Annotated in this window: 25 protein-coding genes; 14 read left to right on the top strand and 11 right to left on the bottom strand. The window is 59.7% G+C overall.

Annotated features, from left to right (window positions below; translation table 11 throughout):
• Positions 1-292: 292 nt before the first annotated feature.
• The 7 genes from folK to dksA form a co-directional block, all read right to left on the bottom strand.
• Entirely contained in the window at positions 293-778 is a 486-nt protein-coding gene (gene folK, locus ACI77I_RS25165) for a 2-amino-4-hydroxy-6-hydroxymethyldihydropteridine diphosphokinase (protein WP_406998851.1), read from the bottom strand.
• Between the two features lie 2 nt (positions 779-780).
• Complete coding sequence (locus tag ACI77I_RS25160; RefSeq protein ID WP_094950180.1) at positions 781-2,184, bottom strand: polynucleotide adenylyltransferase PcnB; 1,404 nt, start codon at positions 2,182-2,184, stop codon at positions 781-783.
• Positions 2,185-2,894: 710 nt separating this feature from the next.
• A complete protein-coding gene (locus ACI77I_RS25155) occupies positions 2,895-4,331 on the bottom strand; it encodes a sigma-54 dependent transcriptional regulator (RefSeq protein WP_242152557.1) in 1,437 nt (478 codons plus the stop codon).
• Between the two features lie 22 nt (positions 4,332-4,353).
• Positions 4,354-7,308: a sensor histidine kinase gene (locus tag ACI77I_RS25150; protein ID WP_176462918.1), complete on the bottom strand. Its 2,955-nt coding sequence runs from the start codon at positions 7,306-7,308 to the stop codon at positions 4,354-4,356.
• Complete coding sequence (locus ACI77I_RS25145; RefSeq protein WP_003176118.1) at positions 7,292-7,468, bottom strand: hypothetical protein; 177 nt, start codon at positions 7,466-7,468, stop codon at positions 7,292-7,294. The genes ACI77I_RS25150 and ACI77I_RS25145 overlap by 17 nt, the downstream gene beginning before the upstream one ends.
• A 62-nt stretch (positions 7,469-7,530) precedes the next feature.
• A complete protein-coding gene (gluQRS, locus tag ACI77I_RS25140; protein ID WP_406998849.1) occupies positions 7,531-8,418 on the bottom strand; it encodes a tRNA glutamyl-Q(34) synthetase GluQRS in 888 nt (295 codons plus the stop codon).
• Between the two features lie 83 nt (positions 8,419-8,501).
• Positions 8,502-8,942, bottom strand: a complete 441-nt coding sequence (gene dksA / locus ACI77I_RS25135; RefSeq protein ID WP_406998847.1) for an RNA polymerase-binding protein DksA — start codon at positions 8,940-8,942, stop codon at positions 8,502-8,504.
• Between the two features lie 320 nt (positions 8,943-9,262).
• On the opposite strand from dksA, the gene ACI77I_RS25130 reads away from it, so the two are divergent.
• Positions 9,263-10,435: a pyridoxal phosphate-dependent aminotransferase gene (locus tag ACI77I_RS25130; protein ID WP_406998845.1), complete on the top strand. Its 1,173-nt coding sequence runs from the start codon at positions 9,263-9,265 to the stop codon at positions 10,433-10,435.
• Positions 10,435-11,148, top strand: a complete 714-nt coding sequence (sfsA, locus tag ACI77I_RS25125) for a DNA/RNA nuclease SfsA (protein WP_242152544.1) — start codon at positions 10,435-10,437, stop codon at positions 11,146-11,148. The genes ACI77I_RS25130 and sfsA overlap by 1 nt, the downstream gene beginning before the upstream one ends.
• On the opposite strand, the gene ACI77I_RS25120 is transcribed toward sfsA, so the two are convergent.
• Complete coding sequence (locus ACI77I_RS25120) at positions 11,145-11,462, bottom strand: Rieske 2Fe-2S domain-containing protein (protein WP_094950174.1); 318 nt, start codon at positions 11,460-11,462, stop codon at positions 11,145-11,147. The two genes, sfsA and ACI77I_RS25120, sit on opposite strands and share 4 nt — an antisense overlap.
• Positions 11,463-11,618: 156 nt before the next feature.
• Here ACI77I_RS25120 and ACI77I_RS25115 point away from each other — a divergent pair, with 156 nt between their 5' ends.
• Genes ACI77I_RS25115 through ACI77I_RS25105 form a run of 3 tightly spaced genes read left to right on the top strand, consistent with a single transcriptional unit; the run spans position 11,619 to position 14,298 of the window.
• A complete protein-coding gene (locus ACI77I_RS25115) occupies positions 11,619-12,497 on the top strand; it encodes a hemin ABC transporter substrate-binding protein (RefSeq protein WP_406998843.1) in 879 nt (292 codons plus the stop codon).
• Positions 12,494-13,531 carry an iron ABC transporter permease gene (locus ACI77I_RS25110; protein WP_094950172.1) on the top strand — a complete coding sequence of 346 codons (1,038 nt, stop codon included), beginning with the start codon at positions 12,494-12,496 and terminating at the stop codon, positions 13,529-13,531. Before ACI77I_RS25115 ends, ACI77I_RS25110 begins: the two co-directional genes overlap by 4 nt.
• A complete protein-coding gene (locus tag ACI77I_RS25105; protein WP_406998841.1) occupies positions 13,531-14,298 on the top strand; it encodes a heme ABC transporter ATP-binding protein in 768 nt (255 codons plus the stop codon). Before ACI77I_RS25110 ends, ACI77I_RS25105 begins: the two co-directional genes overlap by 1 nt.
• A gap of 271 nt (positions 14,299-14,569) precedes the next feature.
• Here ACI77I_RS25105 and ACI77I_RS25100 read toward each other — a convergent pair whose 3' ends face one another.
• From ACI77I_RS25100 to ACI77I_RS25090, 3 genes are all read right to left on the bottom strand, one after another.
• The gene (locus ACI77I_RS25100; RefSeq protein ID WP_094950170.1) at positions 14,570-14,842 is read right to left on the bottom strand and encodes a TfoX/Sxy family protein; all 273 of its coding nucleotides are present in this window, start codon (positions 14,840-14,842) and stop codon (positions 14,570-14,572) included.
• Positions 14,843-15,044: 202 nt separating this feature from the next.
• Positions 15,045-15,389 (bottom strand): pentapeptide repeat-containing protein, encoded by a 345-nt coding sequence (locus ACI77I_RS25095; protein WP_094950169.1) that lies wholly within the window; start codon positions 15,387-15,389, stop codon positions 15,045-15,047.
• A gap of 93 nt (positions 15,390-15,482) precedes the next feature.
• On the bottom strand, positions 15,483-17,039 hold the full coding sequence (locus ACI77I_RS25090; protein ID WP_406998839.1) for an AAA family ATPase: 1,557 nt from the start codon (positions 17,037-17,039) through the stop codon (positions 15,483-15,485).
• 118 nt (positions 17,040-17,157) lie between these two features.
• Between ACI77I_RS25090 and mrcB the strand changes: the two genes are divergently transcribed.
• From mrcB to msrQ, 9 genes are all read left to right on the top strand, one after another.
• Positions 17,158-19,488, top strand: a complete 2,331-nt coding sequence (mrcB, locus tag ACI77I_RS25085; protein ID WP_406998837.1) for a penicillin-binding protein 1B — start codon at positions 17,158-17,160, stop codon at positions 19,486-19,488.
• A 16-nt stretch (positions 19,489-19,504) separates the two neighbouring features.
• Positions 19,505-20,239 (top strand): M48 family metallopeptidase, encoded by a 735-nt coding sequence (locus ACI77I_RS25080; RefSeq protein ID WP_242152535.1) that lies wholly within the window; start codon positions 19,505-19,507, stop codon positions 20,237-20,239.
• On the top strand, positions 20,239-20,568 hold the full coding sequence (locus ACI77I_RS25075; protein WP_242152532.1) for a YqcC family protein: 330 nt from the start codon (positions 20,239-20,241) through the stop codon (positions 20,566-20,568). Before ACI77I_RS25080 ends, ACI77I_RS25075 begins: the two co-directional genes overlap by 1 nt.
• A 431-nt stretch (positions 20,569-20,999) precedes the next feature.
• Positions 21,000-22,724: an acetolactate synthase 3 large subunit gene (locus ACI77I_RS25070; protein WP_094950231.1), complete on the top strand. Its 1,725-nt coding sequence runs from the start codon at positions 21,000-21,002 to the stop codon at positions 22,722-22,724.
• Between the two features lie 2 nt (positions 22,725-22,726).
• Positions 22,727-23,218 (top strand): acetolactate synthase small subunit, encoded by a 492-nt coding sequence (gene ilvN, locus ACI77I_RS25065; RefSeq protein ID WP_003176102.1) that lies wholly within the window; start codon positions 22,727-22,729, stop codon positions 23,216-23,218.
• A gap of 46 nt (positions 23,219-23,264) precedes the next feature.
• The gene (gene ilvC / locus ACI77I_RS25060; protein WP_007948647.1) at positions 23,265-24,281 is read left to right on the top strand and encodes a ketol-acid reductoisomerase; all 1,017 of its coding nucleotides are present in this window, start codon (positions 23,265-23,267) and stop codon (positions 24,279-24,281) included.
• A gap of 145 nt (positions 24,282-24,426) precedes the next feature.
• Positions 24,427-25,284 (top strand): CDP-diacylglycerol--serine O-phosphatidyltransferase, encoded by an 858-nt coding sequence (gene pssA / locus ACI77I_RS25055; RefSeq protein WP_094950164.1) that lies wholly within the window; start codon positions 24,427-24,429, stop codon positions 25,282-25,284.
• 63 nt (positions 25,285-25,347) lie between these two features.
• Positions 25,348-26,361, top strand: coding sequence for a protein-methionine-sulfoxide reductase catalytic subunit MsrP (msrP, locus tag ACI77I_RS25050; RefSeq protein WP_094950163.1), 1,014 nt, complete (start codon positions 25,348-25,350; stop codon positions 26,359-26,361).
• On the top strand, positions 26,361-26,981 hold the full coding sequence (msrQ, locus tag ACI77I_RS25045; protein WP_094950162.1) for a protein-methionine-sulfoxide reductase heme-binding subunit MsrQ: 621 nt from the start codon (positions 26,361-26,363) through the stop codon (positions 26,979-26,981). Before msrP ends, msrQ begins: the two co-directional genes overlap by 1 nt.
• Positions 26,982-26,988 lie beyond the last annotated feature (7 nt).

Genomic DNA, 26,988 nt, shown 5'->3' with positions numbered 1-26,988 from the left:
TCGTTCAGGCGCTTGGAAACAGCGAGTAACGCGCGTGAGTCTTCGTTTATACAGGCGCACTGTCTTGAGAGCAGTGCTTATAAGGCCTGGATTGCGCCCTTCAGCGCCGGGTTGGCGGCAGCGGGACGCCTATAGTCGTGATGAGGGCTCGGTAAGTCAATTGGATGTGTTACCGCATTGTTACGAGTGCGGTGTTACCGCTGTTACGGGTGGGCGCTGGCTTGCCTGCAATGCAGGCGACTCGGTTCGGCAGTCATGCTATCGCAGGCACGCCAGCTCCCACCGGACCGGATCAGACTTTAGGGAGGCGTTCCAGCCCGACAAACGGGCAGACCGTCAGCAGCGCTTTGAGCGTACGGCCGTCGGGCAACTGCAGGTCGGCCGGCGCCAGCTCAGCCAGCGGGTACAACACAAACGCGCGTAAGTGCATCTGATAGTGAGGCACCGTCAGGCGTGGCTCGTCGATCAAGCGATCGCCAAACAGCAGGATATCCAGGTCCAAAGTACGCGGGCCCCAACGCTCGAGGCGCTCGCGGCCCTGGTCGTTCTCGATGGCTTGCAGCGCATCGAGCAGTGCCAGTGGCGCGAGGTTGCTGTCCAGGGCCGCGACCGCATTGGTGTAGCGCGGTTGGCCCGGGAGCAGCGAATCACTTTTATAGAAGGCGGACACGCCTGCGAGGGTGGTGCCGGGCAGCAATGCCAGCGCCTGGGCGGCGCTGCGCAATTGCTGGTCCGGGGCAGCCAGGTTGCTGCCCATGCCGATGTAGATACGTTCCACGTTTATTCGCCTGCGGCGCCCGAGGCATCGGCAGACGTGCGTTTGCGCTTGCTGGAACTGCGACGACGTTTCTTCGGCCCATCGCCGGCGCCATCGCCTTTGCTGCCGAGGTCACGAATCATGTCGCGGCGTTGGCTGTCATTGGCGTCCTGGTAATCGGTCCACCATTCGCCCAGGCCGTCGGTCTGCTCGCCGGCGCTTTCGCGCAGCAGCAGGAAGTCGTAGCCGGCACGGAAGCGCGGGTTGTCCAGTAGCAGGTCGGCGCGTTTGCCGCTGCGGCGTGGCAGGCGCTCCTGCATGTCCCAGATCTCGCGGATCGGCATGGTGAAGCGTTTCGGGATAGCGATGCGCTGGCACTGCTCGGCGATCAGCTCGTGTGCGGCTTCCTGCATGGCCGGAATCGCAGGCATGCCACGGTCCTGCAGGCGCATTACGCGTTTTGGAAGCGCTGGCCACAACAAGGCGGCAAACAGGAACGCCGGGGTCACCGGTTTGTTCTGTTTGATGCGCAAGTCTGTGTTGATCAAGGCTTCGCTGATCAGCGTGTGCGTGTAGGTCGGGTTGTATTCCAATGCCTCGGCGCTGGCCGGGAACAATGGGTCGAACAACTGCAGGTCCACCAGCATTTCGAAGGTGTCGGCGGCATACCCCGAGAGGAACAGCTTGAGCACTTCTTCAAACAGGCGCGCTGAAGGAATTTCCCGCAGCATCGGCGCCAGCTCACGAATCGGCGCGGCAGTGTGTTTCTCGATACCGAAGTTCAGCTTGGCGGCGAAACGCACCGCTCGCAGCATGCGCACCGGGTCTTCCTGGTAGCGCTGCGTCGGGTCGCCGATCAAGCGGATCAGGTTGTTGCGAATGTCGTGTACGCCATTGGCGTAATCGAGGATGCGCTCGCTGACCGGGTCGTAATACAAGGCATTGATGGTGAAGTCGCGGCGTTGCGCGTCTTCTTCCAAGGTGCCGTAAACGTTGTCGCGCAGGATGCGCCCGCTCTCGTTGCGGGAAGACTGGTTGGTGTCTTCCTCTTCATCGTTTTGCGGGTGGCCGGCGCGGAAGGTCGCGACCTCGATGATTTCGCGTCCAAAGTGGATGTGCACCAATTTGAAGCGGCGACCGATGATTCGCGCATTGCGAAATTCGGCACGCACTTGTTCGGGCGTGGCGCTGGTGGCGACGTCGAAATCCTTGGGCGTGATATTAAGCAACATGTCGCGCACGCAACCACCCACCAGGTAAGCCTGGTAGCCGGCGTTCTGCAAACGTTCGACGATGTTCACTGCATAACGGCTGAATTGAGCGCGCTGCAATGAATGCTGATTGCTGTTAAGCACTTCAGGCGTGCTGCGAATGTGTTGCGTACGACGCAAGGGGGAACGGAATGACTGGAACAACTTCTTCAGCATGGGATGCACTGTTTGAAGGAATGTTCGGCCATAACGAAGAATGACCGCATGATGGGCCGGGATTCTAGCATTTAGTCGGGGGATGGTGTAGGAACAAGCTGCAAGGCTTGAGCCAGAAGCTTAAAAGAAGGATTGGCAGGTACCAAATTGCGGAAACTACAAGGGGAGCCGAAGCTCCCCCAGAAGTAGTTGCGTGCTCTATTTTTATTATTGATTGCGGGCTTCTTGTTTTTGTTGATCGCCCTCGCCGTGAAGTTTTACCTTCATGACACTCCCAATCGGGAGTCAAGAGCAAACGGATTGCTTTGGTCGCTGTGTTGCTGATCTACGATCCAACCAGTTCAGGCTCTGCCTTAGGGCAGTTTTTGTTGTTCTCGGCCTGGTTGCGGGGCAAGCCCCAAATGCAACGCCTCTCCAAAAGAATCAGTTAGCTGCGCCTCCGCCGTGTTGTTTTTATTATGCGTGAGTCGATTCGTCTTATTTTTATTGTCTGGTACTGAGCTTGTTATTGTTTTTGTACTAAGCATATAGCAGGGTGCGTGCCAACTTTTGTGCCGCCCAGCAAAATCGGGGGGTTGAGGTGGTTTCGGGTTTTTTGAAGGCCAAAAAAAGCCGGGGCTTCGTTACCGTAAGCCCCGGCTTTTGTTACGCGAAAAAGCAGCGGTAACAGTTTTTTCACATCTGAGAGTGTTACCTGTGGGGGCACACCCTCAACTTTCGCTGGCCACCCCGGTCTTGCGCCGTGGAATACCCAGGCGCTGGCGCCGTTCCCACAGGCACTTGCGGCTCACGCCCAGCTTGCGAGCCAGTTCGGTCTCGGTCATGTGGTCCTGATGCTCAAGGACGAAGTGCTGGAAGTAATCTTCCAATGACAAATCTTCCGTCGGCTCATGGCTGGTATTGCTACCGCCCTGTTGTGGGGCCAGGCCGATGAAGTCGTCGTCTTCCAGGTCACTGAGCTCGATATCGATGCCCAGCAGCTCGGCGGAAATTTCCGGGCTCTCCGACAGGATCACCGCTCGCTCGACCGCATTCTCCAGTTCCCGCACGTTACCCGGCCACGAGTAATGCCGAATCGCCTGCTCAGCGTCCGGTGCGAACTTGAGATCGGTGCGGTTGATGCGCGCGCTCTGGCGCAGCAGAAAGGCACTGGCGATCTCGTTGACGTCGGCGCCGCGCTCACGCAGGGCCGGCAACTTGAGGGCGATCACGTGCAGGCGGTAATACAAGTCTTCACGGAACTGGCCGATCTTGGCCAAGCTCTTGAGGTCACGGTGGGTCGCTGCGATCAGGCGAACATCGACCTTCTGTGATTGCACCGAGCCTACGCGGCGAATCTCGCCTTCCTGCAACACGCGCAGCAAGCGCGCCTGGGCTTCCAGGGGTAGCTCGCCGATTTCGTCGAGAAATAACGTGCCGCCGTCCGCTGCTTCCACCAGGCCCGCACGCCCGGCGCTGGCGCCGGTAAACGCGCCTTTTTCGTGGCCGAACAGTTCGGACTCGATCAGGGATTCGGGGATCGCTGCGCAGTTCACCGAAATCATCGGTGCCTTGGCGCGCTTGGACAGGTTGTGCAGGGCGCGGGCCACCAGTTCTTTACCGGTGCCCGACTCGCCCTGGATCAATACATTGGAGTCGGTGGGCGCCACTTTGCGGATCTTGCTGTAAAGATCCTGCATGGGCGGGCAGGAGCCGATGATGCCGATCTCGCCATTGCTGTTGTCGACGCCTGGCTTATCCGCACCATTGGCAGCCTTGCCGGCGGGGCGCTGTTCGGCGGGCGCGCTGCTGGCCGACTGACGGTCGCGCAGAATGCGGGCCACGGCCTGGAGCATTTCGTCGTGGTCGAAAGGCTTGGCGATGTAGTCCACCGCGCCCATCTTCATCGAGTCCACTGCCGAGCGCAGGCTGGCGTAGCTGGTCATGATCAGCACCGGGGTGCCCTGGCCAAGCTTGATCAGCTCGGTACCGGGCGCGCCCGGCAGGCGCAGGTCGCTGACAATCAGGTCGAACGTGGGAATGCTGAATCGCTCTTGGGCTTCCTGCACCGAGCCGGCTTCGCTGACCTGGTACTGATTACGTTCAAGCAGGCGACGCAAGGCAGAGCGGATAATTGTTTCGTCTTCGACGATCAAAATGTGCGGCATTGATTCAATTCTCTCGACGGTCTCAGTTCACAGCGGACGTCGCTTCGACATGACGCGGCAAGGTCACCCGAATACGGGTGCCGCGTTGGCTTTCGGTGTCAGCCGGGCTGTCGATGGTGATTTGTCCATAATGCTCTTCAACGATGGAATAGACCAGTGCAAGGCCCAGACCGGTACCTTCACCGGGGTCCTTGGTGGTGAAGAAAGGTTCGAACAATCGGTCCATGATGTTCTGTGGAATACCGCTGCCTTCGTCTTCCACGATCAGATCGACCGTGTGCTCGAAAGCCTCGCTCTTGACGCGTACCGCGCTGTGCGGCGGGGAGGCGTCGCGGGCGTTGGACAGCAGGTTGATCAGCACCTGCGCCAAGCGTTGGGAATCGCCGTCGACCCAGTGGTCCGGGTCGCACAGATTGAAGAACTGTACTTCGAAATTGCGCCGGTTCAAGGCCAGTAGCCCAATGGCATCCTGCGCCACTTCGGCCAGACACACCGCTTCGTCCTGATTCTGATGGGCGCCGGAATGGGCGAAGCTCATCAGCGATTGCACGATGCGCGAAACGCGCTTGGTCTGTTCGAGGATCTGCCCGCTGATTTCGGTGATTTCGCCGTCTTCTTCGCGCTCCTCGCGCAGGTTCTGCGCCAGGCACGCGATACCGGTGATCGGGTTGCCAATTTCGTGGGCCACGCCCGCCGCCAGACGGCCAATGCTGGCCAGTCGCTCGGAGTGCACCAGCTTGTCTTCGAGCATTTGCGTGTCGGTCAAGTCTTCAACCAGCAGCACCAGGCCGCTGTTACCGGGCGCCAGCGGCTCGTCGATGGCGGCTTTGTGCAGGTTGAGCCAGCGGGTCTGGCCGTCGAGCGCCAGGTGCTGCTTGTGCAAATGCTCGTCGGGCAGGTTGATAAAGCCTTGCAGCAGTTCTTTCCATGGGTCGCCCAGGGTGTTCAGGCGTGAGCCCACCACGCGCTGCGCCGCGATGCCGGTCAGTTCTTCCATGGCCTTGTTCCACATCAGGATCTCTTGATCCTTGGCCAGGGAACACACGCCCATCGGTAATTCTTGCAGGGTTTGGCGGTGGTAACGGCGCAGCGCATCGAGTTCGGCGGCAAGGCCGGTGAGGCGTGAGTGGTAGTCCTCCAGCCGGCTCTCGATGAAATGGATATCTTCGGTCACGTAGTTTTCGCCGCCGGCCTTATAGGGCAGGAAGGTTTCGACCATGTCCTGGGACACGCTCGGCCCCATCAACCCGGACAGGTTGGCCTCGATGCGGTCGCGCAAGCGGCGCAGGGCGTACGGGCGGCGCTCGTCGAACGGCAGGTACAGATCGCGCAGCGCCTGCTCGACTTCCTTCTGCGCAGCCTTGGCGCCCAACGGCTTGGCCAGTTGCGTGGCGAATTCCTGGGGCGAGGCAGCATGCAGTTCGCGGCGTTGCGGGCGGCGCACGTTGTCCACTGCGCAGGCTTCGGCGGCGCTGGTTTCTTCGGGGCTGGCGTTGGTGAACAACGAGATCAGGGTGAACATCAGCACGTTGGCCGCCAGCGAGGCGATGGCCGCCATGTGCCAGCTGGTGTCATCGAGCACGTAAATCATGTTCAGCAACGGAATGTAGAAGCCCTGCAAGTTACCGACCAGCGGCAGCAGCATGGTGACGATCCACACCAGAATCCCCGCCAGCAGCCCGGCGATAAACCCACGGCGATTGGCCGTCGGCCAGTACAGCACCGACAACACGCCCGGCAGGAACTGCAAGGTGGCGACGAACGCGACGATGCCGAGGTTGGCCAAGTCTTGCCCGGCGCCCAGCAGCAGGTAGAAACCATAGCCGGCCATGATGATTGCGACGATCAGCGCGCGGCGAGTCCATTTCAGCCAGCGGTAAATGTTGCCTTCGGCCGGCGGCTGATACAGCGGCAGCACCAAGTGATTGAGCGCCATGCCCGACAGTGCCAGCGTGGTGACGATGATTAAGCCACTGGCCGCTGACAAACCGCCGACGTAAGCCAGCAACGCCAGGGATTTGCTATTGGCGGCAATGCCGACGCCGAGGGTGAAGTATTCCGGGTTGGTGGTCGCCCCCAGCTTGAGGCCGGCCCATAGAATCAACGGCACCGCCAGGCTCATCAGCAACAGGAACAGCGGCAGGCCCCAGCTGGCGCTGACCAGGGAGCGCGGGTTGAGGTTTTCGGTAAACGTCATGTGGTACATGTGCGGCATCACAATCGCCGAGGCGAAGAACACCAGCAACAGCGTGCGCCATGGGCCTTCCTGCAACGGTGTGTGCAGGGCGGCGAGGGCGGTCTGGTTTTGCAGCAGCCACAGTTCCAGCTGTTGCGGGCCGTCGAACACGCCATAGAGTGCATACAGGCCGACACCGCCGATGGCGATCAGCTTGATCACCGACTCAAAGGCAATCGCGAACACCAGGCCTTCGTGTTTTTCACGGGTGGCGATATGGCGTGAACCGAAGAAAATCGTGAACAGCGTGATCAGCGCACAGAAGGCCAGGGCGACGCGATGCTGCACCGGCTCGCGGGTGAGGATGCTGATGGAGTCCGCCACGGCCTGGATTTGCAGGGCCAGCAGCGGCAGCACGCCGAGCAGCATGAAAATCGTGGTCAGCGCGCCGGCCCAGGTGCTACGAAAGCGGAAGGCAAACAGGTCCGCCAGGGACGACAGCTGGTAGGTGCGGGTGATTTTCAGGATCGGGTACAGCAACACCGGCGCCAGCAGGAAAGCGCCGGACACCCCAAGGTAACTGGAAAGAAAGCCGTAGCCGTACTGATAGGCCAGGCCCACGGTGCCATAAAACGCCCAGGCGCTGGCGTAGACGCCCAAGGACAAGGTGTAGGTCAACGGATGGCGAATGATCGCCCGCGGAATCATTCCGCGCTCACTGATCCAGGCCACGGCGAACAGCGCAGCCAGGTAGGCGGCGCTGATCAGCAGCATCTGGGTGAGGCTAAAGCTCATCGGCATCTTTTTGGCTCTGCAGGATAAAGGTCACGACGATCAGGATCAGCCACAGCAGATAAGGGCGATACCAGGCGCCCGTGGCGTCGATCCACCAATCCATGATGGCGGGGGAAAACAGGTAGATCCCGACGACCAGCAGCAGGACCAATCGATAGATGTACATGTTGGCCTCTGATTAAAAAACTGCGGCGATGGTAACGGATGGCTGGCAACCTGCAAGCGCCTTCAGCTCAATTGCGCTTCGGCCAGCGTGAGTGTGCTCGGGATCCGGGTTGCATCCCAGTGCGCAATGCCCCAATCCAGCAGTTCCCGTGGGCTGGCGTGCAGCAGTTCTGCGCCGGCCGACTGGCCGAGGGCGCGCAATGCCCTTAACAGCAAAGGCGTGGCTTGGTCGGGTGTCAACGGCGGGGAACGGTAGGATTTGCCCAACTTATTACCGTCCGGTTGGACGATCAACGGCATGTGCAGGTAGCGCGGCTGGCGCAGGCCCAGCAGTTCTTGCAGGTACAGCTGGCGCGGCGTGGAATCGAGCAGGTCGGCGCCGCGCACGATATCGGTCACACCTTGCCAGGCATCGTCGAGCACCACGGCCAGTTGATAGGCATACAGGCCGTCGCGGCGACGGATGACGAAATCGCCTACATCGCGGCCCAAGTGCTGTCGGAATTCGCCTTGTACGCGGTCGGTAAAGTGGTATTCCAGCTCAGGCACGCGCAGGCGGATCGCCGCATCTTGCTGGTCATGCCCGGCATTGCGGCACAAACCCGGGTAAATCCCGTGGTAGGGCTCCAGTTGTTTGCGCGAACAGGTGCAGGCGTAGGCCAGGCCGTGGTTGAACATGCCGTTGAGGACTTCGGCGTAGGCGTCATGCCGTTCACTTTGTCGGACCAGTTCACCGTCCCATTCAAAGCCATAGCTTTCCAAGGCGTGCAGGATCGCTGCCTGGGCGCCGGGCTCTTCGCGGGGTGGGTCGAGGTCTTCCATGCGCATTAGCCAGCGGCCGTGATTGGCGCGGGCATCAAGGTAGGAGGCGAGGGCGGCAACCAGCGAGCCGAAGTGCAAATGGCCGCTGGGCGTGGGGGCGAAACGCCCGATATAGGTAGAGGCTGTCATGGGCCGGATACTACTGGAAAATCGGCAAACGCCAGAAACAAAAATGGGGCGTTTGCACGCCCCATTCGTTCAGCCCGGCAGGATTACTTGCCGACCTGTTTTTCCTTGATTTCAGCCAAGGTCTTGCAGTCTACGCACAGGTCCGCGGTTGGGCGGGCTTCCAGGCGGCGAATACCAATCTCGACGCCGCAGGATTCGCACCAGCCATATTCCTCGTCTTCGATCAGTTGCAGCGTTTTGTCGATTTTCTTGATCAGCTTGCGTTCACGATCACGGGCTCGCAGTTCGAGGGCGAATTCCTCTTCCTGGCTGGCACGGTCTGCCGGGTCCGGGAAGTTGGCGGCTTCGTCCTTCATGTGGTCAACGGTGCGGTCGACCTCTTGCATCAAGTCCTGCTTCCACTTCTGCAGGATCTTGGTGAAGTGCTGGCGCATGGGCTTGCCCATGTACTCCTCACCTTTCGCTTCGACGTAAGGTGTGAAGCTACTGAGGCTCTGCTGCTGTTGCTTTGCTTGGGTGGACATGAATAGACCGCCTCTCACTCTTCTAATCCATTGCGCAGGATTGCAACGTCACCGACACCTGCCGGCCCTGCGGCTGCAAGCGGGCGAACTTACCAGATAGATTCGGGGTGCGCCACTCCCGGTTGTCGAGGCCCAATACGGCGGGGTTGCAAACAGCAGCAGCCCGCCATGGCTGGGTATAGCTTGCCTCGAATGTTGATTTTAGTCGTTTTGCAAGCGCGTGCTGGGTTCATCGTCGACGGCCGAGCAGGCAATAGAGCATGTTTTACCGCGAGGGTTCGGTAGAATCCTGATTTTGTCCTCACCGTTAAGGAAGGCTAATGGCTCAGCCCTACAGTGCGCGCAGTCGCGCCATCGAACCCTTTCATGTCATGGCGCTGCTGGCGCGAGCCAATGAGCTGCAGGCGGCCGGCCATGATGTGATCCATTTGGAAATCGGCGAGCCGGACTTCACCACGGCTGAGCCGATCATCCAGGCCGGCCAGGCAGCGTTGGCCAACGGCAAAACCCGCTACACCGCGGCCCGTGGGCTGCCCGAGTTGCGCGAGGCCATCAGCGGGTTTTACCAGCAGCGCTACGGGCTAAGCATTGATCCTGGGCGCATCCTGATCACTCCGGGCGGCTCCGGCGCCTTGCTGCTAGCGAGCAGCCTGCTGGTCGACCCGGGCAAACATTGGTTGCTCGCCGATCCAGGCTACCCGTGCAACCGACATTTCCTGCGCTTGGTGGAAGGCGCGGCGCAACTGGTGCCGGTCGGCCCGGACGTGCGCTACCAATTGACCGCCGACCTGGTGGCCAAACATTGGGACCAGGACAGCGTGGGCGCGCTGGTCGCGTCGCCGGCCAACCCCACCGGCACGATCCTCACGCGGGACGAATTGGCGGGGTTGTCGAGCGCAATCAAGGCGCGTAACGGTCACTTGGTGGTAGACGAGATCTATCACGGCCTTACTTACGGCACCGACGCCGCCAGCGTGCTGGAAGTCGACGACGACGCGTTTGTCCTAAATAGTTTTTCGAAGTATTTCGGCATGACCGGCTGGCGCCTCGGTTGGCTGGTGGCGCCGCCCGCTGCGGTAAGCGAATTGGAGAAGCTGGCGCAAAACCTCTATATCAGTGCGCCGAGCATGGCCCAGTACGCGGCGTTGGCCTGCTTTACCCCGCAAACCCTGAGCATTCTGGAAGAGCGCCGCGCCGAATTCGGTCGCCGGCGGGACTTCCTACTGCCCGCCCTGCGCGAGTTGGGCTTCGGCATTGCGGTAGAACCGGAAGGCGCGTTCTACTTGTACGCCGATATCAGCGCGTTCGGCGGCGATGCCTTCGCGTTCTGCCGTCATTTCCTCGAAACCGAACACGTAGCCTTCACGCCGGGGCTGGATTTCGGCCGCTATCAAGCCGGTCATCATGTGCGTTTTGCCTACACGCAAAACCTCGATCGGTTACAGGAGGCGGTGGAGCGCATCGCCCGTGGTTTGCGGAGCTGGCAAGGCTGATGCGTTTTCATCCTCCCCTCGAAGAAGCGCGGCTGATTCGCCGCTACAAGCGTTTTCTCACCGATATCGAAACCGTTACCGGCGAGTTGCTGACTATTCATTGCCCGAACACCGGTTCGATGTTCAATTGCATGGTGGAGGGCGGCCAGGTCTGGTTCAGTCGCTCCACCGACCCCAAGCGTAAATTGCCAGGCACCTGGGAGATCGCCGAAACGCCTCAGGGCCGGCTGGCGTGCGTCAACACCGCGCGCGCCAATCAGCTGGTTGAGGAGGCGTTGCGTGCCGGGGTCATCACTGAGCTCAACGGCTTTACCGCGTTGAAGCGCGAAGTGCCTTACGGCCAGGAAAAAAGCCGCATCGATTTTCGCCTGGATTACCCACAGGGCGCGGCGTTTGTCGAAGTCAAAAGTGTCACCTTGGGCTTTGACGGCACGGCAGTGGCAGCCTTTCCTGATGCCGTGACCCAGCGCGGCGCCAAGCACTTACGCGAGTTGGCGCACCTGGCGCGTGAGGGTGTGCGGGCGGTGCAGTTGTATTGCGTCAACCTGTCGGGCATTGAGGCGGTGCGCCCGGCGGTGGAAATCGACGCCGGTTACGCTGCGGCGTTGCGCGAGGCCAAGGCCGCCGGTGTGGAGGTGCTGGCCTACGGTGTGCACGTCACGCCTGAGGAAATTTACGTCGACCGCCGTTTGGAGGTGCTGATCGGCGACTAGAGTTCCACCCACAAGCCCTGTGCGTCTTCGCGGCCGGGCAGGGCGGTGAGGCTTTGGCCCGCGCAGGGGCCGGCGATGCATTCGCCGCTCTCGATCAGAAACAGTGCGCCGTGGGTGGCGCACTGGATCAGGCTGGCGCTGGTGTCGAGGAACTGGTCGGGCTGCCATTCCAACGGGATACCGCGATGGGGGCAGCGGTTGATATAGAAGTAGGCAATGCCGTCCCGGCGTACGGCCAATAGCTTGCAACCGTCGATCTCAAAACCGAGGCTGCTGTTGGGCGCGAGGGTATCGGAGGGGCAGAGAAACTTCATTTCAATCCTTAAGTGCCTTGACGTGCAAATGCAAACAATTATCAAATACCGGCTTCGCCCGTCAGCTGATTGGGCGCTCAGTACGATGCCAGGCAGGCTGAATCTGTCACATTGATGAGTGCTTGAGTGGCCCTGCCCTTGGAAGGAAACCCTGTTATGCGCTTGAGTACCAGCGCTATTGCGCTTGTTGCCTCACTGCTGGTCAACCACGGGGCGCAAGCCTCTGAACTGCCACAACGCTGGGTCAGTGCGGGTGGGGCGCTATCGGAATGGGTGACGGCCTTGGACGGTGAGTCGAAGTTGGTGGGAGTCGATACCACCAGCCAGCACCCGGCGTCGCTGAAAGCGTTGCCGAGTATCGGTTATCAGCGGCAGTTGTCGGCTGAAGGCATCCTCAGCCTGCGCCCGCAAGTACTGGTGGGTACCGAAGAAATGGGGCCGCCGCCGGTGCTCGCGCAGATTCGTGGTGCGGGCGTGCAGGTGGAGATGTTCTCGGCCGAGCCGGACCTTCCAACCCTGAAGGGCAACCTGCAGCACTTGGGCAAGTTGCTGGGCAGCGAGGCAAAAGCCAACGAATTGTTTACCGGATATGAACAGGCACTTGAGCAGCAGAAGCACTGGGTCACCCAGGCCCAAGCCACGCAGAAGGCGCCGGGTGTGCTGTTGTTGCTCGGCCATGCGGGCGGCAAGCCGCTGATCGCGGGTAAAGACACCGCCGCTGATTGGCTGTTGCAACAGGCGGGTGGGCGCAACCTTGCGACCCACGCTGGCTACAAACCCTTTTCGGTGGAGTCGCTGGCTGGGTTGAGCCCTGATGTACTGGTGTTTGCTGACCGTGCCCTGACCGGCGATGCCGCGCGTGCGGCCTTGTTCAAGGAAAACCCGATTTTGGCCTCAACGCCGGCGGCCAAAAATGGCCGGGTGTTCGAGCTGGACCCGACCCTGCTGGTCGGCGGCCTGGGACCGCGTTTGCCGCAAAGCCTGGTGCAACTGTCTGTCGGGTTTTATCCGTCCCAGGCTAACCCTGCCCCATGACCACTCTGGTTAAACCGAAAACGCTGTTTATCGGGCTCGCGCTGTTGTGTGTCTTGGCGATCTGGCTCTCATTGGCCCTAGGGCCGGTCAGCTTGCCGTTGTTGGATACACTCAGGGCCGCCTTGCGCTTGATGGGCGTGCCGATTGAAGCCCAAGGCCTGGAACAGGCCGAGCTGATCCTGGGGCAGATCCGCCTGCCGCGCACATTGCTCGGCCTGGCGGTCGGCGGCGTGCTGGCGTTGTCGGGTGTGGCGATGCAGGGGTTGTTCCGTAACCCGCTGGCTGATCCGGGGTTGGTCGGGGTGTCCAGTGGCGCGGCGCTGGGGGCGGCGGTTGCGATTGTGGGTGGTTCGTTGTTTGGCGGGCTGCCGGATGCGGTTGGGCCGTACTTGCTGTCGTTATGTGCCTTTCTGGGTGGTTTGGGGGTCACGGCGCTGGTCTACCGCTTGGGGCGCCGTAACGGCCAGACCAATGTCGCAACGATGCTGCTTGCGGGCATCGCCCTCACGGCCCTCGCCAGCTCGGCGGTGGGGCTGTTTACCTACCTGGCGGACGACGCCACCTTGCGCACCCTGACCTTCTGGAACCTGGGCAGCCTCAATGGCGCAAGCTATTCGCGGTTGTGGCCGTTGCTGCTGGTGAGCGCCGGTGTGGCGCTGTGGTTGCCGCGCCGGGCCAAGGCGCTGAATGCATTGTTGCTGGGTGAGTCCGAGGCCAGTCATCTTGGGATTGATGTGGAAGGGCTCAAGCGTGAGCTGGTGTTCTGCACTGCCTTGGGGGTGGGCGCAGCAGTGGCGGCGGCGGGGATGATCGGGTTTGTCGGTCTGGTGGTGCCGCATCTGGTGCGGTTGCTGGCGGGGCCGGATCACCGGGTACTGTTGCCGGCCTCTGTGCTGGCGGGGGCGAGTTTGCTGTTGTTTGCGGATTTGGTGGCGCGCCTGGCCTTGGCGCCGGCGGAGTTGCCGATTGGTATCGTAACGGCGTTTATCGGCGCACCATTTTTTCTCTATCTGTTATTGCGGGGGCGTGCCTGATGCTGCGAGTGGAAGCGCTGCAGATCCGGCGCGGTCGCAAGACTGTGTTGGCTGATGTCAGCCTTGACCTGTTGCCGGGCGAAGTGCTCGGCGTGCTGGGGCCCAATGGTGCTGGCAAAAGTACATTGCTCGGCGCGTTGTGCGGTGAGTTGCATCCGGACCAGGGCAAGGTGTGGCTGGACCAGCACGAGTTGAAGAACTGGAGGGGTTCGCAGCGTGCCCAGCGGCTGGCGGTATTGCCGCAAACGTCGACCCTGGATTTTGCCTTTCGGGTTGAAGAGGTCGTTGGCATGGGACGTTTGCCGCATCAGACCGGGCGAGTGCGTGATGACGAGATCATCAATGCAGCGTTGCACGCGGCGGATGTCGGGCACTTGAGTGGTCGCAGCTACTTAGCGTTGTCTGGCGGCGAGCGCCAACGTGTGCACCTGGCGCGGGTGCTCGCGCAGTTATGGCCGGGGGAGGCGGGCCAGACGTTACTGTTGGATGAGCCGACGTCGATGCTTGACCCCTTGCACCAGCACACGACCTTGCAGGCCATCCGCAGCTTCGCCGATCGAGGCGCGGCAGTGTTGGTGATCCTTCATGACCTGAACCTGGCGGCTCGCTACTGTGACCGCATTCTGTTGCTGGAGGATGGGCGTCCACATGCCTTGGATACACCCGCAGAGGTGTTGCGAACTGAGCCACTTAAGGCTGTATTTGGTTTGGATGTGTTGGTGCAGCCGCATCCGGAGCGTGGGCATCCGTTGATCATTGCGCGCTGAGGCGCGCTTTCTGTCGGCAGCTTTTTACAGGCAGCTTTCTATAGGTAAAAAAAGACCCGGCAAGAGCCGGGTCAAATAACCGTGATTAGCCTGATGAGGAGATAATCTGAGAGTCCGAACCAATGGTCTTTCAGTTATCGGCTGATCTCGCGACCAGTTGTGATAATCATAACGATTCTCATTTGAGAGTCAACATTTGTTTTTGCGCATCCTGCTGGTTTTCTCAATCACGTGTTCGCAAGGCTCGTAAACATTGGGTTTGGTCGCCGAACTAATTCTTCTGACGCGTTGAAAGGGCATCCAACTGACGGTTCAGTGCTTCCTTTCTCTCCGCAGAAATGTCGTTCCAGTGCACATCCATCAACGCGCCTTCAATTGCATACAGCAGTACTTTTGATGCTCGGAACCCGCGAGTTCTCACGGCCCGGTAGGCATCAACCGCTCCCAGGCGGCGCAAGTCGGACGCGCTGTGGATGCCCACCGCATGCAGCCACTGCGCCGACGTCTTGCCCAGGTTTTTCAGGTGTTGCAGCTCATCGTTCATCAAGCCTCCTTGCGACGGCCGAATGGTGCGGTGGGTATCGTGACCAGGCAAGCCTGAAAAGGAGTGTAGCGCTCAGTAGGAAAAGCGTGGTTCTTTGGTCAGGAAGGGCTGAAAAGCTTATAAGAATAGCTAGGGGGATTTGCGGTAGGCAGGCGCGAATCACCCGGCACGCGGGATGCGTAGCCGGGGTCGGTAGGTGGCGTCACTTGGTGCGGTAGCGCAGGCGAGTGCCGAAATTGACCGACATGAGTATCTCGTCGGCAGTCAGTTCAGCGGGGAAGTAAGTGCCGGAAATCTGTGCATGGGCCAGGCTCGCGCCTTCCAGCGAGCAGTCGCGCAAGTCCAGGCCGCGCAGGTCGGCAGAACGGAAGTAGGCGTCGGTGAAATCGACACCACCGGCGTTCAGGTCGCGCAGGTCCAGCCCTCGGAAGTCACCACCGCGCATGTCGATGATCCCGTCTTTAGGGCGTTCCTGGTTGAAACCTCGAATGTCGTCCTTGTGCAGGAGCGCGTAGAGCGGGGTATCAAGAAGCTTGGGGTGACTCATGACGGCGACTCCTGTTGGAATTATGACGCCATTATAGTGCCACTATTTCTCGGTCGTGCACCGTAGATCGGTGACACGACCAAGAAATATTTCTTACAGGCCTGGCAGGCGCTGGCGAATATGCGCCACCAGAGCATCCAAGGTTCCGCTTTCATTGGTCTCTACACGCTTGCTGAGCAGCAGCTCTTCGGCTGTCAGCGGTTCGCGATTGGCCTGTTGCTCTTCGATGACGGTCAGCGTCGCGTCGGACGGGTCGTTTTTATCCGCCTGACGCTGTGCCAGCCAGCTGGCGATAACGGCTTGTGGTGCGTTGCAATCCAGGATCAGGAAAGGCGCGCCGGTGGCTTCAGCAACCTTGGCGGCGGCGTCGCGCTGTTCGCGTTTCAGGAAGGTGGCATCCAGCGCGACAGGGTAGCCGGCGCGCAAGACTGTTTCGGCGATTTCGTTCAAGCGTGCATAGGTAGCAGCGCTGGCGTCGGCAGCGTAGATGCCGGCCTGTGGCGTGTTCTCCACCTGCTGCTCGCCAAACAGGCGCTTGCGCTCCACATCCGAACGCAGGCGCACGGCGCCCAGCGCTTCTACCAGGCGCATGGCAACGTGGCTTTTGCCGACTGCCGATACACCGTGGGTAATTGCGAGGAAGCGCGAAGGAATGGTGCTGTAGCTTTCCGCCAGGTTGGCATAGTTGCGGTACTGGCGCAGCGTGGTGGCGCGTTGCACCGGGCTGGCTTCGCTCGGCATGCTGAACAGCGCAACCTTGGCGCGTACCAACGCGCGGTAGGCTTTATAGAAGTTCAGCACTTCGAGGCCTTGGTAGTCGCCGGTCAATTCCAAGTACTGGCTGATAAAACGGCGTGCCAGGGATTTGAGGCCCCGGTCTTCCAAGTCCATCGCCAAGAAGCCGGTGTCGGCCCATACATCGGTAAATCGGAACGGTTCGTTGAACTCGATGCAGTCGAAGATCACTACTTGGCCGTCGATCAGCGTGGCGTTGCCCAAGTGGATATCGCCGTGGCATTCGCGAGTGAAGCCTTCCAGTTTGCGCTGTGCCAGCAGTGGCTTGAGGCGCTCGAAGCTGCTTTCAGCCCAGGCTTGCAGGGCTTCCAGTTGTGCCAGGTCAGCCTTGTCGCTGAGGAAGGGGCGGATCTGCTCGAAGTTCTGACGTACTGGCGCCATCACCTCGTCCGGCGTGCCGGCCGGGTGCTCCTGGGGAACCTTAGGCGCTGTGAGATGGAAATGTGCGATCTGCGTGGCCATTTCATCAATGTGCGCGCTGGTCAGTTCACCATTGGCTTGCAGGGTGCTGAGCAGTTGGCTTTGCGGGAACTGGCGCATTTTCAGCGCGTACTCGATCGCCGGGCCGTCGCCGCCCAATTGCGGAGCTTCGGCGGTGCCGGTAATCGGCAACACTTCAAGATACAAATCTTCAGTCAGGCGCTGGTTGAGGCGCAGCTCTTCGTTGCAGAAGTGGCCTCGATCCTTGAGCTGGGTGAAATCCAGGAAGCCGAAGTTCATCGGTTTCTTCAATTTATAAGCGAAGGGGCCAGTCAGGATGACCCAGGAAATATGGGTCTCGATAACTTGAAACGCTTCAACCGGATGGGGATATAAAGCCGGGTTTTGCAGGGCAGCGATCAGGGACTGGCTCACGGGCGATCCTTCAAAGTCGGGGGGAAATCATGGCGGGCATTATGGCTGTTACAGCTGGTCGTGCAAACCGCTGTCCGGCTCATGTTGATCATCAATAAAGTGCGTATAATCCGCCGCCATGACTCGAACCCGATCTCCCCGTTCCCGTAAAAAACCTCCTTCGCGTTCGCGCGGCCTGCGCCCGTGGCTCGGCTGGGCGCTCAAGCTCAGCCTGGTGGGCCTTGTGGTGCTCGCTGGCTTCGCGGTGTACCTCGATGCCGTGGTCCAGGAGAAGTTTTCCGGCAAGCGCTGGACCATTCCGGCCAAGGTGTATGCACGCCCGCTGGAACTGTTCAGCGGCCAGAAGCTGAGCAAGGAAGACTTCCTGACTGAGCTCGATGCGCTGGGCTACCGCCGCGAAGCTGTGAGCAACGGCCCGGGCGCCGCAGCGGTCAGCGGCAATACCGTCGACCTGAACACCCGTGGCTTCCAGTTCTATGAAGGCCTGGAAAAAGCCCAGCCAGTGCGTGTGCGTTTCTCTGGTGATTACGTCGCCGAGCTGTCGTCGCTCAATGGCTCGAAGTTGCCCGTGGTGCGCCTCGAGCCGCTGCTGATCGGCGGTATTTACCCGAAGAACCTTGAAGATCGCATCCTGATCAAGCTCGATCAGGTGCCGCCATATCTGCTCGAAACCCTGGTTGCCGTGGAAGACCGCGATTTCTACAGTCACTGGGGCGTGTCGCCGAAGTCGATTGCCCGCGCGATTTGGGTCAACACCTCCGGCGGCAAGATGACTCAGGGCGGCAGTACGCTGACGCAGCAATTGGTTAAGAACTTCTACCTGACCAACGAGCGCAGCCTGACGCGTAAGCTCACTGAAGCCATGATGGCGATGTTGCTGGAGCTGCATTACAGCAAGCAGGAAATCCTCGAGGCGTACCTCAACGAGGTGTTCGTCGGTCAGGATGGCCAGCGCGCCGTGCACGGTTTTGGCTTGGCCAGTCAGTTCTTCTTTGGCCAGCCGTTGTCCGAATTGAAGCTGCATCAGGTCGCATTGCTGGTGGGCATGGTCAAAGGGCCGTCCTACTACAACCCGCGTCGCAACCCGGAGCGTGCGCTTGAGCGCCGTAATCTGGTGCTGGATGTGCTGGAGCAGCAGGGCGTAGCCACCGCTGAACAAGTCGCGGCGGCGAAGAAAATGCCACTGGGTGTAACCACCCGCGGCAAGCTGGCCGACAGCTCGTTCCCAGGCTTTATCGACTTGGTCAAACGTCAACTGCGTGAAGACTACCGCGACGAAGACTTGACCGAAGAGGGCCTGCGGATCTTCACCAGCTTCGACCCGATTCTTCAGATGAAAGCCGAAGCGTCGGTGAGCGACACCTTCAAGCGCCTGACCGGCCGTAAAGGCTCCGATGAAGTCGAAGCTGCCATGGTCGTGACCAACCCGGAAACCGGTGAAGTGCAGGCCATGATCGGCAGTCGCCAAGCCAGCTTTGCCGGTTTCAACCGTGCGCTGGATGCCGTGCGGCCGATTGGCTCGCTGGTCAAGCCGGCGGTTTACCTCACGGCCTTGGAAAAACCGAGTAAATACACCCTGACCAGTTGGCTCTCGGATGACCCACTGTCAGTCAAAGGTGCCAATGGCCAGGTGTGGACGCCGCAGAACTTTGATCGACGCTCCCACGGTACGGTGTTCCTGTACCAGGGGATTGCGCACTCCTACAACATTTCCACCTCACGCCTGGGGCTGGAAGTGGGGGTGCCGAATGTGTTGAAAACCATCGCGCGCCTGGGTGTCACTCGTGAGTTTCCGGCCTTCCCGTCGATTCTGCTCGGCGCTGGCGCCATGACGCCGATGGAAGTGGCAACGATGTACCAGACCCTCGCCAACGGTGGCTTCAATACACCGATGCGGGGCATTCGCAGTGTGCTGACCGCCGAAGGCGAGCCGCTCAAGCGTTACCCGTTCCAGATTCAGCAACGCTTCGATGCGGGCTCCATCTACCTGATCCAGAACGCCATGCAGCGCGTGATGCGCGAAGGCACCGGGCGCTCGGTCTACAGCGTGCTGCCGTCGAACCTGACGCTGGCGGGCAAAACCGGTACCAGTAACGATTCGCGTGACAGCTGGTTCGCCGGCTTCGGCCAGGACGTGCTGGCGGTGGTGTGGTTGGGCCGTGACGATAATGGCAAGACGCCGTTCACCGGTGCGACCGGTGCGCTGCAGGTCTGGACCAGTTTCATGCGCAAGGCCGACCCGCTACCGTTGAACATGCCGCAGCCGGACAACATCGTGCAGGCCTGGATTGATCCGCATACGGGGCAGGGCTCCGATGCCAACTGTCCGGGCGCGGTGCAGATGCCGTATATTCGCGGCAGCGAGCCACCACCCGGAGCCGCATGCGGTGGCAGTGCCCCCGCTGACGCGGACTCGGTGATGGATTGGGTCAAGGGCTGGATGAATTAAGCAAAGAGGGTTTCAAGTGAACAAGTGGTTGATTCCAGCTATTACAGCTCTAGCGGTGCTCAGCGGTTGCTCAAGCGTGCAACGCGGCTCAATTCCCGTAGTGGACTCGAGCACGGCCGTCTCGAATAACGATCGCATCTCGGCCAACGGCGGTTTCCGCCAGACCGTGGTCAAGCGTCCAGCCCAAGCGACCGCTCAAACCATTGCGCAGGATTCGGGTGTGGTGGTGATGGTGCCGGGCGCTGGCGCTGCGACCTCGGCGCCGATCAGTGCCGAGCCGTGGACTCCAGGGCCAAGCACGTCGGGGCCGGTTGATGCCGCGCCGATCCAGACGGCGCCGGTCAATCAAGGCACCTACAACATGCCGTCGACGCCAAGCGGTATTCCGTCGTCGTCCAGTGCCGGTGGCCTGTCGGCCGACGAGCAGTTGGACGGGCCGGTATTGGCCTTGCTGACTACCGCTCAACAGCAGCAGTCCGGTGGCGACTTGAATGGTGCGTCGTCGAGTCTGGAGCGTGCCCAGCGCGTGGCACCGCGCGAGCCGCAAGTGTTGTATCGCCTCGCCCAGGTGCGCATGGCCCAGGGCGATGCGCCGCAAGCCGAACAGTTCGCACGTCGTGGCCTGAGCCTGGCCAACGGCCGACCAGACCTGCAAGCCAACTTGTGGGCCTTGATTGGTGACGCGCGCGCCGCACAAGGCGATGCTGCCGGCGCCGCTCAAGCGCGGCAAAAAGCCAAGGTCAGCCTCTGATGGATGTGCGTTTCCCAGCGATTGCCGAACAGTTGTTGCTGATTGAGCGCGAATTGCGTGTACAGGGCTGGTGGGACGAGGTGTCCCCCAGCGTCGAAGCGCTCAGCAGTGTCGAACCGTTTTCGGTCGACACCCTGGATTTCCATCAATGGCTGCAATGGATCTTCCTGGTGCGCATGAAGCAGATCCTCGAGCAGGATCTGCCATTGCCCAATGCATCGGGGATCATGGAAATGGCGGAGATGGTTTACGCCGATCGGCCGCTGGAGAGCCTTGGCTTGCGCAATGCGCTGAAAAAGTTCGACCAACTGATCGTCGACGCTCGTTAATTGCCTGACTGCCGGTTTTTTCGGCAGTCTTGCGCATATTTCTACCGCTTGACGACATTCAGGCGAGTTTTATCCCTCCTCAAGCCTCTTTCTTATACGTTCTCATGCGCTTAGTTGGAAAAAAGCGCAATTATTGCTTGACTTGAAGGGGCTGAAACAGAAGAATCCAAAGTCCGCTGTATCGGGACTGCCAGAAGCAGGCCCGCTCAGCAGATCATGAGGCGCATATCCGCGCCGACCTGTAACACCCGCAACGCGTTACCTCGCGCTGGGTGGGAAAAGCCCGCAACACTTGGGACGATCCCAATACTTGCTCAGTCAGTGCTGACGTAGTCGGCGACCACCGTCGCTCATGCTCTGTTGAGAAGTAAACCTATTAAGACCCGTCGGTTTTTAACGGACGGTATTCTGGCGTTTTAGAGGTGAACAACGTGGAGCTTTTATCTGGCGGTGAGATGCTCGTCCGCTTTTTGCGTGACGAAGGCGTCGACTATATCTACGGGTACCCAGGTGGTGCTCTGCTGCATGTCTACGACGCACTGTTCAAGGAACCGGCTGTTACCCACATCCTGGTTCGCCACGAACAAGCGGCTACCCATATGGCTGACGGCTACGCCCGTGCCACCGGTAAAGCCGGCGTGGTACTGGTAACCTCCGGCCCAGGCGCAACCAATGCCATTACCGGCATCGCGACTGCTTATATGGACTCCATCCCGATGGTGATCATTTCCGGCCAAGTCGCAAGCACCATGGTGGGGACCGATGCATTCCAGGAAACCGACATGATCGGTATCTCCCGGCCGATCGTGAAACACAGCTTCATGATCAAGCATGCGTCGGAAATCCCGGAAGTCATGAAAAAGGCGTTCTACCTCGCACAGTCCGGTCGCCCGGGCCCTGTAGTCGTAGATATCCCGAAAGACATGACCAACCCGGCCGAGAAATTCGAATACATCTTCCCGAAGAAAGCCAAGCTGCGTTCCTACAGCCCGGCCGTTCGTGGGCACTCGGGGCAAATCCGCAAGGCGGCAGAAATGCTCCTGGCGGCCAAACGCCCAGTGCTGTACTCGGGCGGTGGCGTGATTCTGGGTGGCGGTTCCGCACCGTTGACCGAATTGGCCAAACTGCTCAACCTGCCGGTCACCAACACCTTAATGGGCCTCGGCGCATTCCCGGGCACCGACCGTCAGTTCGTCGGCATGCTTGGCATGCACGGCAGCTACACCGCCAACCTGGCCATGCACCACGCCGACGTGATCCTGGCGGTGGGCGCGCGGTTTGATGACCGCGTGATCAACGGCGCGAGCAAGTTCTGCCCGAATGCCAAGATCATCCACATCGACATCGACCCGGCGTCCATCTCCAAGACCATCAAGGCCGACGTGCCGATCGTGGGTCCTGTTGAAAGCGTGTTGACCGAAATGGTTGCAGCGCTGAAGGACATCGGCGAGACGCCGAACAAGGAATCCGTTGCCAGCTGGTGGAAGCAGATCGACGAATGGCGCGGTGACCGCGGCCTGTTCCCTTACGACAAGGGCGACGGCAGCATCATCAAGCCACAAACCGTGATCGAGACCCTGTGCGAAGTGACCAAGGGCGACGCCTTTGTGACCTCCGACGTGGGCCAGCACCAGATGTTCGCCGCGCAGTACTACACGTTCGACAAGCCTAACCGCTGGATCAACTCCGGTGGCCTGGGCACGATGGGCTTTGGTTTCCCTGCGGCCATGGGTGTGAAGCTGAGCTTCCCGGACACCGACGTTGCGTGTGTCACCGGTGAAGGCAGCATCCAGATGAACATCCAGGAGCTGTCGACGTGCTTGCAGTACGGCCTTCCGGTGAAGATCGTCTGCCTGAACAACGGCGTGTTGGGCATGGTTCGTCAGTGGCAGGACATGAGCTACGGTAGCCGCCACTCCCATTCCTACATGGAATCGCTGCCGGATTTCGTCAAGTTGGTTGAAGCCTATGGCCACGTCGGCATTCGCATCACTGATTTGAAAGATCTGAAGCCGAAGATGGAAGAGGCGTTCGCCATGAAGGACCGCCTGGTGTTCCTCGATATTCAAGTGGACACCAGCGAGCACGTCTACCCGATGCAGATCAAAGACGGCTCGATGCGCGACATGTGGCTGAACAAGACGGAGCGTACTTAATCATGCGGCACATTATCTCCCTGCTTCTGGAGAACGAACCCGGCGCTCTGTCTCGTGTTGTCGGTCTGTTTTCGCAACGCAACTACAACATCGAAAGCCTGACCGTGGCCCCAACCGAAGACCCGACCCTGTCGCGCCTGACGTTGACCACCGTGGGTCATGATGAGGTGATCGAGCAGATCACCAAGAACCTCAACAAGCTGATCGAAGTGGTCAAGCTGGTCGACCTGTCGGAAAGTGCCCACATCGAGCGCGAGCTGATGCTGGTCAAGGTCAAGGCCACGGGTGCCCAACGTGCCGAGATCAAACGCACGACTGACATTTATCGCGGGCAGATCGTCGATGTGAGCGCCAGCGTTTATACCGTTCAACTGACCGGTACGAGCGACAAGCTGGACAGCTTCATCCAGTCGATCGGGACGGCCTCGATTCTGGAAACTGTACGCAGTGGTGTCACCGGGATTGCTCGTGGCGACAAAGTACTCAGCATCTAACCCAATTAGTGAATGGCCTAAGGGCCTGGATATATAGAGGAACCTCATGAAAGTTTATTACGAAAAAGATTGTGACCTGTCGATCATCCAGGGCAAAAAAGTCGCCATCATCGGCTACGGTTCCCAGGGCCACGCTCAAGCGTGCAACCTGAAAGACTCCGGCGTTGACGTGACTGTTGGCCTGCGCAAAGGCTCGGCCACTGTTGCCAAGGCTGAAGCCCATGGCCTCAAAGTGACTGACGTTGCCTCCGCCGTGGCTGCTGCCGACCTGGTCATGATCCTGACCCCGGACGAATTCCAATCCGCGCTGTACAAGAACGAAATCGAGCCGAACATCAAGAAGGGCGCCACCCTGGCCTTCTCCCACGGCTTCGCGATTCACTACAACCAGGTTGTGCCGCGTGCTGACCTCGACGTGATCATGATCGCGCCGAAAGCGCCGGGCCACACCGTGCGTTCCGAGTTCGTCAAAGGCGGCGGTATTCCTGACCTGATCGCGATCTACCAGGACGCTTCGGGCAATGCCAAAAACGTTGCACTGTCCTACGCCGCTGGCGTGGGTGGCGGTCGTACCGGTATCATCGAAACCACCTTCAAGGACGAGACCGAAACCGACCTGTTCGGCGAACAAGCCGTTCTGTGCGGCGGTACCGTTGAACTGGTTAAAGCCGGTTTCGAAACCCTGGTTGAAGCTGGCTACGCGCCGGAAATGGCCTACTTCGAATGCCTGCACGAACTGAAGCTGATCGTTGACCTCATGTACGAAGGCGGTATCGCCAACATGAACTACTCGATCTCCAACAACGCCGAATACGGCGAGTACGTGACCGGCCCGGAAGTGATCAACGCCGAGTCCCGTCAGGCTATGCGCAACGCCCTGAAACGTATTCAGGACGGCGAGTACGCCAAAATGTTCATCAGCGAAGGCGCAACCGGCTACCCTTCGATGACCGCCAAGCGTCGTAACAACGCCGCACACGGTATCGAGATCATCGGCGAGCAACTGCGCTCCATGATGCCGTGGATCGGTGCCAACAAGATCGTCGACAAAGCCAAAAACTAAGTCGTACGCATCAAGAGAAAACGCGGCTTAGGCCGCGTTTTTTCGTTTAGGGGGCGGGTTCTGGTATAAAGCTGCATCGTTTGCGGGCGAACACTCGCCGCAAGTATTTGTCGAATTTTTTTCACACCGTTGCAAGGTAAAGTCCATGAGCGAACGTCCCGAAGAGCCACACCAGGCCTCTGACGCCGAAAGCCTGCTGCCGATCGATGAGCATGTCGAGGAAGGGCACGATGCGGAAGGTCGCAAGGTCCGGCATCGTGGCATCTATCTTCTGCCCAACCTGTTCACCACGGCAAACCTGTTTGCCGGGTTCTATTCCATCATCAACTCCATGAGCGCTCAAAGCGCGTTGGCGGCGGGTGATGCGGCGAGTGCCAGCAAGTATTTCGGCTTTGCTGCCATCGCGATTTTCGTGGCCATGGTGCTCGACGGCCTTGATGGTCGCGTGGCGCGCATGACCAATACGCAGAGTGCCTTCGGCGCCGAGTACGACTCGCTGTCGGACATGGTTGCTTTCGGTGTTGCGCCTGCACTGCTGGCGTTTGCGTGGGCACTGGGTGATATGGGCAAGGTCGGCTGGATGGTCGCCTTCATCTATGTCGCCGGTGCCGCTTTGCGTCTGGCACGCTTCAACACCCAGGTAGGCACTGCCGACAAGCGTTACTTCATTGGCCTTGCCAGCCCGGCGGCTGCGGGCGTAGTGGCCGGTATTGTCTGGGCATTCAGTGACTACGGCATCCAGGGTTCGAAGATGTCGTTCCTGGTGGCTTTGATGGTTGCGGCCGCCGGCATGCTGATGGTCAGCAACATCAAGTACAACAGCTTCAAGGAGTTCGACCTCAAGGGGCGCGTGCCTTTCGTGGCTATCCTGGTGGTGGTGCTGGTGTTCGCGGTCGTCTTCAGCGATCCGCCGCGTATCCTGCTGCTGGCGTTCCTGGTCTACGCCGCTTCGGGGCCGATTCAGTACCTGCTGCATCTGCGCCGCGACAAAACATTGTCTTAATGTAATGTTCCCCATACTCCGCAGTCTATTGGTGCATCAGTCCTCCAAAGCTGCGGAGTTGCCATGTTAATCAAGATCCCCAAAGCGTCCGATTGTCACGAATCGGATGTCACGCCTGAATCTTTCTATCTCTCTCGCCGCAGCCTGCTCGGTGGTGCGCTTGCCGGAGTGGCTGCCAGCACCTTGCCGCGCTGGGCCAATGCCGACAATGCTGCGCGTTATGCCGATGTTGAGCCGGGCAAGGCGCCGAACTGGTTTGCCGAGAAATTGCCAAGTACTAAATGGCAGGCGGTTACCGTGAAGGACGAGGCCATCACGCCTTTCAAGGACGCGACCCACTACAACAACTTCTATGAGTTCGGTACAGGCAAGGGCGACCCGGCGACGAATGCCGGTTCACTCAAGACCGAGCCGTGGAGTGTTGTAATCGATGGGGAGGTTGCGAAGCCTGGGCGCTATGCCTTGGAAGACTTCATGAAGCCTTACCAGTTGGAAGAGCGGATCTACCGTTTGCGCTGTGTTGAGGCGTGGTCGATGGTCATTCCATGGATGGGCTTTCCGATCTCGGCCTTGCTCAAGCAGGTTGAGCCGACCTCCAAGGCCAAGTACATCCGCTTTGAAACCCTGCAGGACCCCAAAAGCATGCCGGGCCAACGCTCGAGTTTTGGCTTGATTGACTGGCCCTATGTAGAAGGGTTGCGTCTGGACGAGGCGATGAATCCTTTAGCGATCCTTGCGGTGGGCATGTATGGGCGGGAACTGCCTAACCAGAATGGCGCACCGTTGCGTTTGGTGGTGCCGTGGAAGTATGGCTTTAAAAGTGTGAAATCCATTGTGCGGATCAGCCTGGTGAGTGAACAGCCCAAAACCACTTGGCAAAGTATTGCTGCGGATGAGTATGGGTTCTACGCAAACGTGAACCCTACGGTCGATCATCCTCGCTGGACTCAGGCGCGGGAGCGTCGCTTGCCGAGTGGTTTGTTCAGTCCGAATGTGCGCGAGACGCAAATGTTCAACGGCTACTCGGATGAGGTTGCCTCTCTTTATACCGACCTCGATTTGCGGAAGAACTACTGATGCGGTATCCGATCTGGCGCATTGGCGTCTTTATAGCTGCTGCGGTGTGGCCATTTTTCTGGCTGTATGAGGCATGGAGTTCTGTTCTCGGACCTGATCCAGGCAAAGTGCTGATGGATCGGTTGGGGCTTGGTACGTTAATTCTGTTGCTTATTACGCTGGGCATGACGCCGCTGCAGAAGCTGAGCGGGTGGGCAGGGTGGATTGCCGTTCGCAGACAGCTGGGGCTCTGGTGTTTTGCGTATGTGGTTTTGCACTTGGCAGCTTACTGCGTATTTATCCTTGGGCTGGATTGGTCGCAATTAGGGGTGGAGCTGCGTAAGCGGCCTTACATTATTGTTGGCGCGCTGGGCTTCCTTTGCTTATTGGTGCTGGCTGTAACCTCCAATCGCTATAGCCAGCGCCGGCTGGGTAGCCGTTGGAAAAAGCTGCACCGCTTGGTGTATGTGATTGTTGGGCTCGGTTTGCTGCATATGTTGTGGATCGTGCGGGCCGATCTGAAGGAGTGGGCTATCTATGCAACTATAGGGGCACTGCTTTTGATCCTGCGGATTCCGCCTGTAATGCGCCGGATTCCCCGCCTTATCGCGAAAAAACCACTTTCTGCAACAAAAGCGTAATTAAGGC

It is taken from the genome of Pseudomonas sp. D47 (assembly GCF_045447305.1).
Taxonomy (GTDB): domain Bacteria; phylum Pseudomonadota; class Gammaproteobacteria; order Pseudomonadales; family Pseudomonadaceae; genus Aquipseudomonas.
This window is presented reverse-complemented; position numbering and strand designations above follow the sequence as displayed.